14 protein-coding genes are annotated in these 14,030 nt (G+C 55.2%); 4 read left to right on the plus strand and 10 right to left on the minus strand.

What is annotated here, in order from left to right:
* Positions 1-33: 33 nt before the first annotated feature.
* From BN1117_RS11035 to hpt, 3 genes are all read right to left on the minus strand, one after another.
* Positions 34-807: an ABC transporter permease gene (locus tag BN1117_RS11035; RefSeq protein ID WP_040097357.1), complete on the minus strand. Its 774-nt coding sequence runs from the start codon at positions 805-807 to the stop codon at positions 34-36.
* Positions 804-1,721 (minus strand): ABC transporter ATP-binding protein, encoded by a 918-nt coding sequence (locus BN1117_RS11040; RefSeq protein ID WP_040097359.1) that lies wholly within the window; start codon positions 1,719-1,721, stop codon positions 804-806. Before BN1117_RS11040 ends, BN1117_RS11035 begins: the two co-directional genes overlap by 4 nt.
* Before the next feature lie 112 nt (positions 1,722-1,833).
* Positions 1,834-2,364: a hypoxanthine phosphoribosyltransferase gene (gene hpt, locus BN1117_RS11045; protein WP_005335618.1), complete on the minus strand. Its 531-nt coding sequence runs from the start codon at positions 2,362-2,364 to the stop codon at positions 1,834-1,836.
* 201 nt (positions 2,365-2,565) lie between these two features.
* On the opposite strand from hpt, the gene BN1117_RS11050 reads away from it, so the two are divergent.
* Positions 2,566-3,180, plus strand: a complete 615-nt coding sequence (locus tag BN1117_RS11050) for a TetR/AcrR family transcriptional regulator (RefSeq protein WP_040097361.1) — start codon at positions 2,566-2,568, stop codon at positions 3,178-3,180.
* A gap of 73 nt (positions 3,181-3,253) precedes the next feature.
* On the opposite strand, the gene BN1117_RS11055 is transcribed toward BN1117_RS11050, so the two are convergent.
* On the minus strand, positions 3,254-3,865 hold the full coding sequence (locus tag BN1117_RS11055) for a flavin prenyltransferase UbiX (protein WP_040097363.1): 612 nt from the start codon (positions 3,863-3,865) through the stop codon (positions 3,254-3,256).
* Positions 3,862-5,232 carry a UDP-N-acetylmuramate:L-alanyl-gamma-D-glutamyl-meso-diaminopimelate ligase gene (mpl, locus tag BN1117_RS11060; protein ID WP_040097365.1) on the minus strand — a complete coding sequence of 457 codons (1,371 nt, stop codon included), beginning with the start codon at positions 5,230-5,232 and terminating at the stop codon, positions 3,862-3,864. Before mpl ends, BN1117_RS11055 begins: the two co-directional genes overlap by 4 nt.
* Before the next feature lie 271 nt (positions 5,233-5,503).
* On the opposite strand from mpl, the gene BN1117_RS11065 reads away from it, so the two are divergent.
* Complete coding sequence (locus tag BN1117_RS11065) at positions 5,504-6,205, plus strand: phosphatase PAP2 family protein (RefSeq protein WP_040097367.1); 702 nt, start codon at positions 5,504-5,506, stop codon at positions 6,203-6,205.
* Between the two features lie 84 nt (positions 6,206-6,289).
* Here BN1117_RS11065 and galE read toward each other — a convergent pair whose 3' ends face one another.
* The 3 genes from galE to hcp all read right to left on the minus strand — a co-directional run bounded on the left by galE (position 6,290) and on the right by hcp (position 10,178).
* Positions 6,290-7,303 (minus strand): UDP-glucose 4-epimerase GalE, encoded by a 1,014-nt coding sequence (gene galE / locus BN1117_RS11070; protein WP_040097369.1) that lies wholly within the window; start codon positions 7,301-7,303, stop codon positions 6,290-6,292.
* A 94-nt stretch (positions 7,304-7,397) separates the two neighbouring features.
* Positions 7,398-8,387 carry an FAD-binding oxidoreductase gene (locus BN1117_RS11075; RefSeq protein ID WP_040097370.1) on the minus strand — a complete coding sequence of 330 codons (990 nt, stop codon included), beginning with the start codon at positions 8,385-8,387 and terminating at the stop codon, positions 7,398-7,400.
* Between the two features lie 141 nt (positions 8,388-8,528).
* Complete coding sequence (gene hcp, locus BN1117_RS11080) at positions 8,529-10,178, minus strand: hydroxylamine reductase (protein WP_040097372.1); 1,650 nt, start codon at positions 10,176-10,178, stop codon at positions 8,529-8,531.
* A 732-nt stretch (positions 10,179-10,910) separates the two neighbouring features.
* Here hcp and BN1117_RS19465 point away from each other — a divergent pair.
* Both BN1117_RS19465 and BN1117_RS19060 read left to right on the plus strand, forming a co-directional pair.
* Positions 10,911-11,573 (plus strand): helix-turn-helix domain-containing protein, encoded by a 663-nt coding sequence (locus BN1117_RS19465; protein WP_156129960.1) that lies wholly within the window; start codon positions 10,911-10,913, stop codon positions 11,571-11,573.
* The gene (locus BN1117_RS19060) at positions 11,570-12,301 is read left to right on the plus strand and encodes a DUF3307 domain-containing protein (protein WP_082032592.1); all 732 of its coding nucleotides are present in this window, start codon (positions 11,570-11,572) and stop codon (positions 12,299-12,301) included. The genes BN1117_RS19465 and BN1117_RS19060 overlap by 4 nt, the downstream gene beginning before the upstream one ends.
* A 208-nt stretch (positions 12,302-12,509) precedes the next feature.
* On the opposite strand, the gene BN1117_RS11085 is transcribed toward BN1117_RS19060, so the two are convergent.
* Both BN1117_RS11085 and BN1117_RS20035 read right to left on the minus strand, forming a co-directional pair.
* Positions 12,510-12,896, minus strand: coding sequence for a VOC family protein (locus BN1117_RS11085; RefSeq protein ID WP_040097374.1), 387 nt, complete (start codon positions 12,894-12,896; stop codon positions 12,510-12,512).
* A 221-nt stretch (positions 12,897-13,117) separates the two neighbouring features.
* On the minus strand, positions 13,118-13,612 hold the full coding sequence (locus BN1117_RS20035; RefSeq protein WP_040097376.1) for a M15 family metallopeptidase: 495 nt from the start codon (positions 13,610-13,612) through the stop codon (positions 13,118-13,120).
* Between the last annotated feature and the right edge of the window lie 418 nt (positions 13,613-14,030).

Consider the following 14,030-nt stretch of genomic DNA (forward strand, 5'->3'; position numbering starts at 1 on the left):
CTCACTGGCTCACTGGCTCAGTGGCTCAGTGGCTCAGTGGCGCAGCCCGGTGCCCCGGGAGATAAGCCACCAGGCGATACCGTAGAGGGCCACGATAAAGCCGATGATGATGAGGTAGGCGGTGCCGAGCGGTACGTCGGAGATACCGAGGAAGCCGTAGCGGAACGCGTTCACCATGTAGATGATGGGGTTCACCTGGGAGACCCCCTGCCAGAAGGGAGGCAGCAGGCTGATGGAGTAGAACACCCCGCCCAGATAGGTGAGCGGCGTCAGCACGAAGGTAGGGATGATGCTGATGTCGTCGAAGGTCTTGGCAAACACCGCGTTGATGAGGCCCCCTAGCGAGAAGAGGATGGCCGTCAGCAACACGGTGACGCAGACGCTGAACAGGTGGTGGATCTGCAGCGGCACGAAGAACAGCGACACCAGGGTGACGATGAGGCCGACACAGAGGCCGCGCGCCACACCACCGCCCACGTAACCGGCGATGATGACGTAGTTGGGCACCGGCGCCACCAGCATCTCCTCGATATTGCGCTGGAACTTGGCGCTGAAGAAGGAGGAGGCAACGTTGGAGTAGGAGTTGGTGATCACCGACATCATGATGAGGCCGGGCACGATGAACTCCATGTAGGTGAAGCCGCCCATGTCACCGATGCGCGAACCGATCAGGTTGCCGAAGATGACGAAGTAGAGGCTCATGGTGATGGCCGGTGGCACCAGGGTCTGGATCCAGATCCGGGTAAAGCGGCTTACCTCCTTGGCCAGAATGCTCTTGAAGGCGACATAATAGGTAGCCAGATTCATGCTTTTCTCCCTTCTTCGACCAGATTGACGAACAGCTCTTCCAGTCGGTTGGCCTTGTTGCGCATGCTCACGACTTGCACCTGCTGGCTCGATAGCTGCTCGAACAGGCTGTTGAGGGACTGGCTCTTGTCCAGATCCACCTCCAGGGTGCGCTCATCCGGCATACGGCCGTTGAACTCGGGTACCTCAGGTACGGCAGAACCTGGCGCAAGGTCGAGCAGGAAGGTCTCGCGTCCCAGCTTGCCCAGCAGATTCTTCATGCTGGTGTGCTCGATCAGACGACCCTTGTCGATGATGCCGATGTTGCGGCAGAGCATCTCCGCCTCTTCCAGATAGTGGGTGGTGAGAATAATGGTGACACCCTGCTCGTTGAGATCCTTGAGGAAGGTCCACATGGAGCGGCGGATCTCGATATCGACCCCGGCGGTCGGTTCATCGAGGATCAGCAGTTTGGGCTCGTGCATCAGGGCGCGGGCGATCATCAAACGGCGCTTCATGCCGCCGGAGAGGGTACGAGCCGGCATATCGCGCTTCTCCCACAGATCGAGCTGGCGCAGGTACTTCTCGGCGCGGATCTTGGCTTCCGCCTTGGGTACGCCGTAGAAACCGGCCTGATGGGTGACAATCTGGATCACCTTCTCGAACTGGCTGAAGTTGAACTCCTGCGGCACCAGCCCGAGCTGGGCCTTGGCCTCCTCCAGATGAGTGTCGATGTCGTAGCCAAACACCTTCACCTTGCCGGCGCTCTTGTTCACCAGCGAGCTGATGACGCCGATGGTGGTGGACTTACCTGCGCCATTGGGGCCGAGCAGGGCGAAGAAGTCTCCCTGCTTGACCGTGAGATCGATGCCTTTCAGGGCTTCAACGCCCCCCTGATAGGTCTTTTTCAGGCCACTGATTTCCAGTGCGTTCATGGCAACCCCTGATGGTTGTAGATACCTGCATGAGACAGAAAAGGCGGCCAAGGCCGCCTGCACAGAGTAAAGGGCGCAAGGCCGCTTCACCCGTGATATTCCTGAACCTGGCTTACTCCTGAGGTACCACTTTGCCGATAAACGGCAGGTTGCGGTACTTCTGGGCGTAGTCGATGCCGCAGCCGACCACGAATTCGTCCGGAATGGCGAAGCCAATCCAGTCGACCGGCACCTGCACTTCGCGGCGGGAGGGTTTGTCCAGCAGGGTGCAGATGGCCAGGGATTTCGGCTCACGCAGGGAGAGGATCTCGCGCACCTTGTTGAGGGTGTAACCGGTGTCGATGATGTCTTCCACGATCACCACATCCTTACCCTTGATGTCGTCGTCCAGGTCTTTGAGGATACGGACGTCACGGGTGCTGTGCATGCCGGAGCCGTAGCTGGAGGCGGTCATGAAGTCCAGGGTGATGGGCAGCTGGCACTGGCGGCAGAGGTCGGCCAGGAAGATGCAGGAACCGCGCAGCAGCGCAATCATCACGACTTCGTCAGAACCCTGATAGCGGGCGGTGATCTCTTCACCCAATTTGGCGATCCGGGCGGCTACTTCAGCCTCGGAGATCATCACCTCGACGGTGTGTTTCATCACTTACTCCCATAAGGCCAAAGGGGATTTGGCCGTTCATGAATATCAAAACCGATGATTCTACCACTCATGTTGAAGGGTGCTAGCGATACGTGGTGCTTTTATCGGCTTATTTTAATTGATAGAGTTAGCAGGCACTCAGGCATGATTAGTTAAAATACTATAAACACCATAATCAATAACTATTAGATGATAAAAACTATGGAACCACGCGCAGAAATAAGACGTCGTACCCGGCTGTCGCCGGAAGCTCGTCGCTCCCAATTGATGGAATGTGCCATCGAGGTGTTCTCCCGTCGCGGCATTGGCCGTGCAGGTCACGCCGAGATAGCCGAACAGGCCAAGGTCTCTGTGGCTACCGTCTTCAACTATTTCAACACCCGCGAGGAGTTGGTAGATGAGGTGCTGGCCGAGATCGAACGCTTTGTAAACCAGATGCTGTCGCAGGCATACGGTGACCAGGGCTCCATTTTCGACAAGATCCAGCGTCATGTTCGCCTCTCTGTCGATGCCGCCTACGATCAACCGGATTATGCCGGTATCTGGCTGGAGTGGAGTTCATCGGTTCGGGAAGAGGTATGGCCCCGCTATACCCGGCTGCTCGATCACTGCCTTGAGCTGATCGCCAGCGAGCTGCAAACCGCCATGGATGCTGGGGAGATCACCAGCGTGCTGTCAGCACAGGATCTGGCCCGCTCTTTGACCGGTTTTGGCTATGTGATGATGCAGATGATCAATCAACCCCAGCGCCCGGCGCGCGAAGAGGTGACTGATTTCCTGTTCAAGTACGTGACGGCGCCAATCCAGGCTCGCTAACACGACTTAACGAAAAAACGGCGTCACTCATTGAGTGACGCCGTTTTTTTTATGGCCGGGTCTGGTAGTCACCTTAGTGGTGGCCATAGCCCCAGCGGTGGGTCAGCTTATGCTCGACCCCCAGATGATCGAGGATGCGGGCGACCATAAAGTCCACCAGATCGGCGATGCTTTTCGGCTCATGATAGAAACCGGGGGCGGCGGGCATGATGGTCACCCCGAGCCGCGCCAGTTTCAGCATGTTCTCCAGATGGATCGCCGAGAAGGGGGTTTCGCGGGGCACCAGGATCAACTGGCCGCGCTCCTTGATCACCACATCCGCCGCCCGCTCCAGCAGGTTGTCGGAGGTGCCGTTGGCAATGGCCGAGACGGTGCCCATGGAGCAGGGACAGACCACCATCTGTTTGGGTGCGGCCGAACCGGAGGCCACCGGTGAGAACCACTCTTCCTTGCCGCAGGCCACAATCTGCCCCTCCTTGGCGCCATATTGGCGACAGAGATAGGCAGAGAGCTCTTTTGGCGAGCCGGGCCAATCCTGCTGCTGCTCGGTCTTGAGTACCACCCGTGCCGCCGAGGAGGCGAGCAGGTAGACCCGATAGTCCGCTTGCACCAGGCATTCCAGTAGACGCAGGGCGTAAGGGGCGCCGGAGGCACCGGTCAGCGCCAGGGTGATCGCTTTGTTCATAGTTCGCCGTGGTAATCCTTGAGGCGGGCGATCAGCTTGTCATGAATGCCGCCAAAGCCGCCATTGCTCATGATCAGAATATGGTCGCCATCGCGGCTCTCGGCCACCAGCCGGTTGGTCAGGGTCTCCAGATCGTTGAACACCTTGGCGGGTCGGGTCATATGGGCCGTCACCTCGCCGAGATCCCAGCCGATGTTGGGGGGCTGGAAGAAGAATACCTCGTCAGCACCCTCGAAGCAGCCAGCCAGCTCCTCCTTGTGAACCCCCAGCTTCATAGTGTTGGAGCGTGGCTCCAGCACTGCGAGAATACGGGCTTCACCCACCTTGGCGCGCAGGCCGCCGAGGGTGGTCTCGATGGCGGTGGGGTGGTGGGCAAAGTCGTCATAGACGCTGATGCCCGCTACCTCACCCTTGAGCTCCATCCGCCGTTTGGGGGATTTGAACTGGCAGAGCGCCGCAATACCGTGCTCCACCATGACTCCGGCATGACGTGCGGCAGCAATGGCCATCAGACCGTTGTTGACGTTGTGCTCGCCGATGCACTCCCAGTGCACCTCGCCCTGTTTTTCGCCATCCAGCCACACCTCGAAGGCGGAGCCGTCATCGGCCAGCTTGACCGCTTTCCACTTGGCGTCATCCTGACCCACCAGCTCCACTTCGCTCCAGCAGCCCATCTTGCGCACTGCGGTGAGGTTGGCATCGGCTTGCGGGAACAGCACCCGGCCGTTGCTCGGCACGGTGCGCATCAGGTGGTGGAACTGGCGCTGGATGGCGGCGAGATCCGGGAAGATGTCCGCGTGATCGAACTCCAGGTTGTTCATCACCAGGGTGCGCGGGTGGTAGTGGACGAATTTGGAGCGCTTGTCGAAGAAGGCGCAGTCATATTCGTCCGCTTCGATGACGAAGAAGGGGGCAGAGCCGAGACGGGCGGAGACCGGGAAGTTGCCCGGCACGCCGCCAATCAGGAAACCGGGCTCCAGCTTGGCATACTCCAGCACCCAGGCCAGCATGCTGGCGGTGGTGGTCTTGCCATGGGTGCCGGCGACGGCCAGTACCCAGCGATCCTGCAGCACATGCTCCAGCAGCCACTGGGGGCCGGAGATATAGGGCAGATTACGGTCCAGCACATATTCAACACAGGGGTTACCACGGCTCATGGCGTTGCCAATCACCACCAGATCCGGCGCCGGATCGAGTTGGGAGGGGTCATAGCCTTCGGTCAGTTCGATGCCTTGCTGCTCGAGCTGGGTGCTCATGGGGGGATAGACGTTGGCATCGGAGCCGGTAACGCGATAGCCAAGCTGTTTTGCCAACACCGCCAGACCACCCATAAAGGTGCCGCAGATCCCGAGAATGTGAATATGCATACCGCTTCCTTTCGCAGTAAAGGGAAGTGCGCATTCTAGGGGGTGTTGCGGTGGTGGCACAAGCCGTGTTGCTACGATGGGGGTTGAGGTATGCCTGCCGGAAGGGGGCCGCTGGTGCCTGGTGGCAAGAATGAGAGTGCAAGGGGATGCAACTGCATTACACGGGGGTTATTTGAGGCTTAGCTTCCTGTCGCACTTGCTTACAATTCTGCGGTTTTGTGATGTAGACGGCAGATTTAAGATATGTGCCTTTTTCTAAAGGAGTGTCAGTATGGGCAAGTTCCTGCTTTGCTATCTGGTCGGTGGTCTGGTGGCCATCAGTTGGGCTGCACTGCCCGCTCATGGTCCTTGGGATCAGTGGGACCTCACGATTTTTCATACCGTCAACGGCTGGATCGGGCAGTCGGCGCTGTGGGCCGATCTGGTAGCCATCTCCAATAACCGGCTGTTCGATCTGGTGGTACTCGCCTGTATGGGGCTGATCCTGGCCCGCTGTTTCTTCGCCCGGGATCTGGCGGGTCGTCGCCAGCTGGTGGCGATGGGCATAGTGATGCTGCTGAGCGCACTGGTGATCAACCAGCTTGGTCACACATTGCCGGTGGCGCGACCCAGCCCGACCCTGATGGTGGCCGATGCGCTGCGGGTGACCCAGATCAGCGCTATTCCGACCAAGGACTCTTCCGGCGATAGCTTCCCCGGCGATCACGCCCTGTTCCTGATGATCTTCGCCGGCTACGCCTTGCGCTATCTGCCGCGCTGGGCGGGTGTCACTGCCTTGCTGATGGTGCCGATCTTCTCCGCGCCGCGCATTCTGGCGGGCGCCCACTGGTTTACCGATGTCTATGTCGGTGCGCTGGGGTTGGCGACCCTCTGCCTGCCCTGGTTGCTGCTGACCCCGCTGGCAGATCGGTTGATTAACCTTATTACTCCCCGATTGGCCCGTGTGCCGTTGCTGCGTGAGCAGAGTCGCTGATTGGCTGTCGCACATTGAATACATAAAAGTAAAACGCCCCGACATCTTGATGTCGGGGCGTTTTGTTATCCACCCGCTAGCACATCAGCCTTGATAGCCGTTCGGGTTGTTGCTTTGCCAGCGCCAGGTATCGACCATCATCTGCTCCAGACCGCGCTCGGCCTGCCAGCCCAGCTCGGCACGGGCCAGCGTCGGCTCTGCCCAGCACTCGGCGATGTCGCCCGGGCGACGGGGTTTGATCTGGTAGGGAATGGGGCGGCCGCTGGCCGCTTCAAACGCCTTGACCATCTCCAGTACCGAGTAGCCCTGACCGGTACCCAGGTTGTAGGTGAAGACGCCGGTGTCGCTCTTGATGCGCGCCAGCGCTTTCAGGTGGCCGATGGCGAGATCCACCACATGGATGTAGTCGCGCACGCCGGTGCCATCCGGGGTTGGGTAGTCGTTGCCAAATACCCCCAGCTCCTTGAGCTTGCCGACACCCACCTGGCTGATATAGGGCAGCAGGTTGTTGGGGATGCCGTTGGGATCTTCACCAATCAGGCCGCTCTCGTGGGCGCCGACCGGGTTGAAGTAGCGCAGCAGCACTATGGCCCAGCGGGGATCGGATTTGGCGAGATCACGGAGGATCTCTTCGACCATCAGCTTGGAGCGACCATAGGGGTTGGTGGCGCTGGTGGGGAAATCTTCCCGCAGCGGTACCGAAGCGGGATCGCCATAGACGGTGGCCGAAGAGCTGAATACCAGCCGGAAAACCCCGGCCCTGGCCATCTCTTCGCACAGCACCAGCGTACCGCTGATATTGTTCTGGTAGTAGGTGAGCGGGATCTGGCTCGACTCCCCGACCGCCTTGAGGCCGGCGAAGTGGATGACCGATTCGATCTGGTGGTTGGCAAACAGCTGCTGCAGGCAGGCTCTGTCCAGCACATCCCCTTCGACGAAGGTGACCGGCTTGCCGGTGATCTGCTCGACCCGCTTGAGTGACTCTGGTGAGGAGTTGGAGAGGTTGTCGAGAACCACGACCTGCTGCCCCGCGCCGAGCAGCTCAACCAGGGTGTGGGAGCCGATATAGCCGGCGCCCCCTGTGACCAGTATTGTCATTTTTTATCCCGTGTTCTGGTGAAACTGGGGCAGAGTCTACTCGTCCTGCCCACTCGGGAAAAGCTTGAGATGCCAATGAAGCCCTTTGTGTATCTCAATAATCGAGAGTGATATCCCCTTTCGCGGTGCAGGAGCAGGCCAGCGCCACGCCGCTCTCCAGATCCTGAGCACTCAGGGTCATCACGCTCTGGCGCTCGATATCCCCCTTGGTAGAGCACCTGCAACTACCACATACGCCGGCGCGACAAGCCGCCATCATGGTTTCACCCGCCACTTCCAATGCCGCCAGCAGGGTCTGACCCGGCAGGATCTTCACCTTTTTGCCGCTCTTTTTCAGGGTCAGCCAGAAGTGGTCGCTGGTGGTCGTGGCGGGCGCTACGGGAGGAAGGCCAAAGGACTCCTGCTGCAGCTGCTCCGGCGGCAATCCCAGCTCCGCCAGCATGGTGCTGATAGCCGCCATATAGGGGGTTGGGCCGCACAGATAGACGTGACGACTCAAAAGATCCGGGGCCAATTCCCTCAGCATGTCAGGGGTGAGTCGGCCAATCCAGGGGTGATCTGCTGGGGCATCTTCCAGAATCAGGGCATGGCGTACACCGGGATGCGTTTCGGCCAATGCAGCCAAGTCATCTGCGAAGATCACATCTGCTGGCGAGCGGGCGCTATGGATAAAGCGGATGTCGGCGTCTGGTCGTTTGGCCAGCTCGTCCTGCAACATAGCCCACATGGGGGTGATGCCGGAACCGGCGCTCAACAGCAGAGGCCGCTCGCAGGGCAGGGCGGTCATGTTGAAATCGCCAAACGGGCCATCCACCCGGATCTCGTCGCCCACTTGCAGGGTCTGGTGCAGATGGCGGGAGACCCGTCCCACATCCTTGATGGTGACCTGCCAGCATTCATCCTGCGGGCTGGAGGAGAGGGTATAGGCGCGGCACTCCGGCTGGCCGTCTATCTCGGTGTGCAGGGTGATGCACTGGCCAGCCAGTACGGGTGGGAGGCTGCCGGAAAGCGGCGTCAACTGCCAGCTCACGACGTCGTGGGTGTTCTGTTGGCGGCCAATGCAGGTGAGCGTGAGAGAGGTCATCACAAGGCTCCTTATGTTTGATAAGGTTTGAAACGGTTTGAAAAACGTCTGGTGAAGAAGCCGGATCCAGAAAAAAGGCGAGCCGGGCGGCTCGCCAAAGGCTTACAACATGCTGAGCGTGTACTGCGGATATGGCGCCGATCAGGCCGCCAGGATCTCGGCCAGGTCTGCCTCGGCGGTGGTGGTCCCTTTCAGGCCAAACTGCTCCTCCAGCACCTTGAGCAGGGCCGGGGTAAGGAAGGCAGGAGCGGTCGGGCCGGTACGAATGTCTTTCACCCCGAGGGAGAGCAGGGTGAGTAGAATGACGATGGCTTTCTGCTCGAACCAGGAGAGCACCAGCGTTAGCGGCAGATCGTTGACCCCGCACTCGAACGCCTCGGAGAGTGCCAGCGCCAGCTGGATGGCGGAGTAGGCATCGTTGCACTGGCCCACATCCAGCAGGCGCGGAATGCCACCAATGTCGCCAAAGTCGAGCTTGTTGAACTTGTATTTGCCGCAGCCCAGGGTGAGCAGCAGGCTGTCGCGCGGCGCCGCCTTGGCAAACTCGGTGAAGTAGGCGCGCTCGGCCTTGTCGCCGTCACAGCCACCCACCAGGAAGAAGTGGCTGATCTCTCCGGCTTTGACCTTCTCAATCACCGCAGGGGCGGCCTGCATCAGGGCGTTGCGAGCAAAGCCGATGGTGATGAAGTGCTCGAGCTCGGTGTGTTTGAAGCCTTCCAGCGCTTGCGCCTTGGCGATCACGGCGGAGAAATCATCCCCTTCCAGATGGGTTACCCCCGGCCAGCCGACGATGGAGCGGGTGAAGATGCGATCCGAGTAGTTGCCCACATTCGGGTCGATGATGCAGTTGGAGGTCATCACCACCGCGCCCGGGAAGTTGGCAAACTCCTTCTGCTGGTTCTGCCAGGCGGAGCCGTAGTTACCCACCAGATGGGGGTACTGCTTGAAGAAGGGGTAGGCCAGCGCGGGCAGCATCTCGCCGTGGGTGTAGACATAAATGCCGGTCCCCTTGGTCTGCTCCAGAATGAGCTTGAGATCCATCATGTCGTGGCCGGAGACCAGAATGCACTTGCCCGGGATGGGGGTGACGCGTACCTGGGTCGGTTCCGGGTGGCCGAAAGCGCTGGTTTCACCCAGATCCAGCATCTCCATGATCTTGAAGTTGAGCTGACCGATCTCCATGGCACAGCTGAACAGCCGACCCATTTCGCTCGGATCTGTGCTGAGCCAGCTCATGATGCGGTGGAATTCGGCAGCCACCTCGTCACTCTGCTGATCCAGCACCCGGGCGTGCTCCATGTAGGCGGCCGCGCCCTTGAGGCCGTAAAGGCAGAGCAGGCGCAGCCCCATGATGTCTTCGTTCACCTCACTCTTGCCCCGATTGGGGGCGGCTGGTGCGGCATGGGCAAGTTGTTCCAGCAGCTCGGCACCGGGTTCGAAGTAAGCGGACTGTGGCAAGTCTTTGACCTGCACCGCCATGGCGGTCAGACGATCGGCCAGCTGCTGGCGATAGGCGAGGGCCTGATTGACGTAGGCCACGATGCGATTCGAGTCGAAGTTGACGTTGGTGAGGGTGGCGAAGAAGGCCTTGGGCACGAAGGCATCGATCTCTCGGTCTATGACGCCCTGCTCGCGGGCAGCCAGCGCCCAGGCGCTGAGACCCTGCAGGGTATAGATCAGCACATCCTGCAGATCCGAGGTTTCCGCCGTCTTGCCGCACATACCTTGTGCGTAGGCACAGCCGTTGCCAGCCGGGGTACGAATTGTCTGTTCACATTGCACACAAAACATCATGCCTCTCCTAATTGGACATTTCAGTTGTCTGTTTTGTGGCGATTCTATTCCTCTCGCGAAAAACTTAATAGGCATTCAATTTGCCAATTAAGATTCCCTTGATGCAGATCAAAAACAAAAAAAGCCGCCCAGAGAGGGCGGCTCAGAGTGCTGACAACCCCCTGGACGCCGATCCCGGGGGTTGATCTCATTGCTGAATGGTCAACAAATAGACTGGTGGGTGTCCCAGATTTCCTTAGCCTTAGTTTCTGTTTTTTAGGTATTCCGCTACAGCTTGATAAGCAGGTAGGGACGTTGGATCAATTTTTGCGTTTTTGGCAGTAGAGAGACCTTGGACACCCACCCTTTGGGTTCTGGCTATGCTGCGCCTTGCTCAGAAAGGTGGGTGTCCCAGATTTGGTCCAGATTTGGCTTACCACTAGAGGAAGTAACGTAAACACGTTACCACTAGACAAAGTAACACAAACACGTTACTACTAGAAGGAGTAACACAAACACGTTACCACTAGAAGAAGTAAGACAAACACGTTACTACTAGAAGGAGTAACACAAACACGTTACCACTAGAAGAAGTAAGACAAACACGTTACTACTAGAGGAAGTAACACAAAAACGTTACTACTAGGAAAGGTAACACAGACACGTTACCACTATAAAAAGTAACACAAACACGTTACTATTGAAGCTAAGTAGCAATACAGCACTACTTATGTATATGAGAGTTTAGATATGGAAGAAATAGAACAAGAAGAACGAGTCAGACCTATAGCAGTAATAAGTGGAGACATTGTACGCTCTACTGAACTAGAGCACAGTATGTATGAAGACCTACTCTATACTTTGCATAATCAGCTATCATTGATTCGTTCTCTAAATCCAAACAACAAGTTCGAAGTTACTAGAGGCGATTCTTTTCAAGTTCTAGTCCAAGATATCGAAAATGCAGCCACATACGCACTATTACTGAGAACTAGCTTAAAAAGTAGAAATAGTAATTATGATTGTAGAATAAGTCTTGCTATAGGACATGATGTATCTATACGACATACAATAGGTAGTTCAACAGGTGATGCTTTCACTTTATCAGGAAGAGCACTAGACAAGATGACCACAGACACATTGAAAGTGTCGACCCTAGTGCAACCGTTCAATGAACATTTTGATCTACTAACTAAATACTTAGATAACCAGGTATCAGGGATGACAGAACGCCAATGCGCGATAACATATATTGTCCTTAAAAATCAACACTCCCTTACACAGAAAGAAATAGCGGAGTTATTGGGCGTGAATAGAGTATCAGTGAACCGCTCAATAAAATCAGCAAACCTAAATTTAATAACTGAATATACTCAATTATTCTCGCAAAAAGTAAGGGAGTTTTTCCTTTGAATACATTCTTCATTTTGTTCCTATTTCTTGTCATTGTACATGTAATGGTCGACTTCTATTTTCAACCTGAATCATGGGTTCAAGACAAAAATGATAATAAAACAAAATCTCACAAGCTATATATTCATTCAGCAATACACGCTTTAGCTTCCTGCATCCCAGTATTATTTATCACAACAGATTGGCGTTCTATTAGCTGTATGTTAATTATTATTGGAGTTTCTCACTGTCTAATCGATCTTGCGAAGACATACTTAGGAAAAGACTTACGTTACTTCATTCTTGATCAAATACTACACATAGCAGTCTTGGCTGCGGTCGCTTTACATATATCTCAATTAGAGCTGCCTTTATCAGTAATGAAGGATATTGTTTTTACTAAAAGCACTCTAGCAATTGCACTTGCTTATACTGTAATTTTTAAACCCACTTCGATTATAATTTGTTCTATTTTATCTAAATATACGCCAGATGCGAATGAGGAAAATAAAGGCTTGATTTCCGGAGGGGCTATTATCGGATATTTAGAACGAACGTTAATTTTAACTTTCACTATAGCTGGGCAATTTTCAGTCATTGGATTCGTATTAGCTGCTAAGTCGATATTCAGATTTGGCGAATTAAACAACGCAAAAAATCATAAACTAACAGAATACGTTCTATTAGGTTCATTACTTTCAGTAGCGATTACATCGATTATTGGATTGGCCGTAAAGAACTTTATTTAGGGAGCCTAACGCCCGCATTTGCGGCTGGTTTGGAGCGCAGCGGAAAACCAGTCCGCCAACGTGCGTTTGTTAGGCATTTTTTAAATACTCTTTTTGCAATGAGATACATTGGGCACCCATCCTTTGGGTTCTGGCTATGCTGCGCCTTGCTCAGAAAGGTGGGTGTCCCAGATTTTCTTCCAGATTTGCTTTTCTCTTGAGGCGTTTGTTATGTGTTTGAATACGTTGATACTTCAATAAGATTCCCATCAGGGTCTCTGAAATAGAATGATGTGATTGCACCTTGCGCGCCTGTACGTTTTACAGGCCCTTCCATGATAACCACACCTTGATTTTCCACATGCTCCATTGCGTCAGACAGATCTTTGTCGGTAATAAAGCACAAATCTGCGCTCCCAGTTCTGACATTTTTCGCCTTAGGCTCAAACTCATTGCCGAGTTGATGAAGATTGATTTTCTGGTGGCCAAACTCTAGAGCAATCCGACCAACTCCAAAACTTACAGCTTTCATGCCCAACACTTTTTCATAAAAGTTCGTTGTTGTTGGAATATCTGCAACAGTCAAAACCAAATGATCAAGGTGACTAATTTTCATCAGAAACTCCATTTTCTAGGAAAACACATAACGCCCGCTTAAGGGGCAGGCAATGAGATACCTTGGACACCCATCCTTTGGGTTATGGCTATGCTGCGCCTTGCTCAGAAAGGTGGGTGTCCCAGATTTTATCTAGTGACAAAACCTAACGTTTGAGCTCAGGCCGCGGCCCGACAGGGCCGTCGCGCCTGCAGCGAATGGTTAGCCCATCACAGGGGCCGCTAAACGCTCGCCGCTTGCCAGTGCATTCCATCGGGCTTCTTCCATTTACCGCCCCAAGTCCAACCTTGGGATTCAAAGGCTGTTAAAACCGCTGGGATGTTCTGGAAATTTGGAGTGCTGTCTCCGAAAGAGTTCCGAGAAGAGTCAAAATCAACTGCACAGCCCCAACTATGCATTGAGAGCCTTGTGCCGCCTCGCATTAGCCTGAAATTATACCCTCCGGCAAATAGGTTCATACCCCACTCATTTATTTTGAGCTGATCATTCCCTGCGGCAGCCCATATTTGTTCGAATACTGCTATGAGACTCTCGCTGCACCTTCTATGAACTCGAATGCTTGAAACTGGCGCGAAATCCCACGCGGTCACCAGTTTCCACGGAGTTTTAATGCGAACGATGTTCTCGGACTCCCATTTCGCACTTGCCTCCCCATTCCTACCTCTTGGATTTCCATAAAAGGTATCGACTTCGCTTTGATGTGGCCAACTAGTCATGTGGTTCTCCTTACGATGGTAAACGACAACTTCTTGAGGGGGGTAATCCCCCCATTTTTAGGAGCATTCAAAAGTAGAGGTCATGCAGCCTTTGCCAGATGCTGTTTCGGTGTGTAGCCATCTAGCGCCATATTGGGCCGTTCATGGTTATAAACCCACAGCCATTGCGTTGCAGGAAGACCTTGGGAAGACCTTGGACACCCATCTTTTGGGTTCGGGCTATGCTGCGCCTTGCTAAGAAAGGTGGGTGTCCCAGATTTGTAAGGGGCTGGCAACGCTACTACCAAGCTTACGCATAACACTGTACCCACAAAAACCAACGCATGAGATACCTTGGACCCCACCCTTTGGGTCCTGGCTATGCTGCGCCTTGCTCAGAAAGGTGGGTGTCCCAGATTTGATCCGTCATTCCGCACCT

Source organism: Aeromonas australiensis (genome assembly GCF_000819725.1).
Taxonomy (GTDB): Bacteria; Pseudomonadota; Gammaproteobacteria; order Enterobacterales; family Aeromonadaceae; genus Aeromonas; species Aeromonas australiensis.

Excerpts from the sequence above, each read along its gene's own strand:
- hpt (WP_005335618.1), bottom strand. The coding sequence starts at position 2,364 with ATGAAACACACCGTCGAGGTGATGATCTCCGAGGCTGAAGTAGCCGCC.
- BN1117_RS11065 (WP_040097367.1), top strand. The coding sequence starts at position 5,504 with ATGGGCAAGTTCCTGCTTTGCTATCTGGTCGGTGGTCTGGTGGCCATC.
- BN1117_RS11035 (WP_040097357.1), bottom strand. The coding sequence starts at position 807 with ATGAATCTGGCTACCTATTATGTCGCCTTCAAGAGCATTCTGGCCAAG.
- BN1117_RS11040 (WP_040097359.1), bottom strand. The coding sequence starts at position 1,721 with ATGAACGCACTGGAAATCAGTGGCCTGAAAAAGACCTATCAGGGGGGC.
- BN1117_RS20035 (WP_040097376.1), bottom strand. The coding sequence starts at position 13,612 with ATGACTAGTTGGCCACATCAAAGCGAAGTCGATACCTTTTATGGAAAT.
- BN1117_RS11050 (WP_040097361.1), top strand. The coding sequence starts at position 2,566 with ATGGAACCACGCGCAGAAATAAGACGTCGTACCCGGCTGTCGCCGGAA.
- galE (WP_040097369.1), bottom strand. The coding sequence starts at position 7,303 with ATGACAATACTGGTCACAGGGGGCGCCGGCTATATCGGCTCCCACACC.
- hcp (WP_040097372.1), bottom strand. The coding sequence starts at position 10,178 with ATGTTTTGTGTGCAATGTGAACAGACAATTCGTACCCCGGCTGGCAAC.
- BN1117_RS11075 (WP_040097370.1), bottom strand. The coding sequence starts at position 8,387 with ATGACCTCTCTCACGCTCACCTGCATTGGCCGCCAACAGAACACCCAC.
- BN1117_RS11085 (WP_040097374.1), bottom strand. The coding sequence starts at position 12,896 with ATGAAAATTAGTCACCTTGATCATTTGGTTTTGACTGTTGCAGATATT.
- BN1117_RS19465 (WP_156129960.1), top strand. The coding sequence starts at position 10,911 with ATGGAAGAAATAGAACAAGAAGAACGAGTCAGACCTATAGCAGTAATA.
- mpl (WP_040097365.1), bottom strand. The coding sequence starts at position 5,232 with ATGCATATTCACATTCTCGGGATCTGCGGCACCTTTATGGGTGGTCTG.
- BN1117_RS11055 (WP_040097363.1), bottom strand. The coding sequence starts at position 3,865 with ATGAACAAAGCGATCACCCTGGCGCTGACCGGTGCCTCCGGCGCCCCT.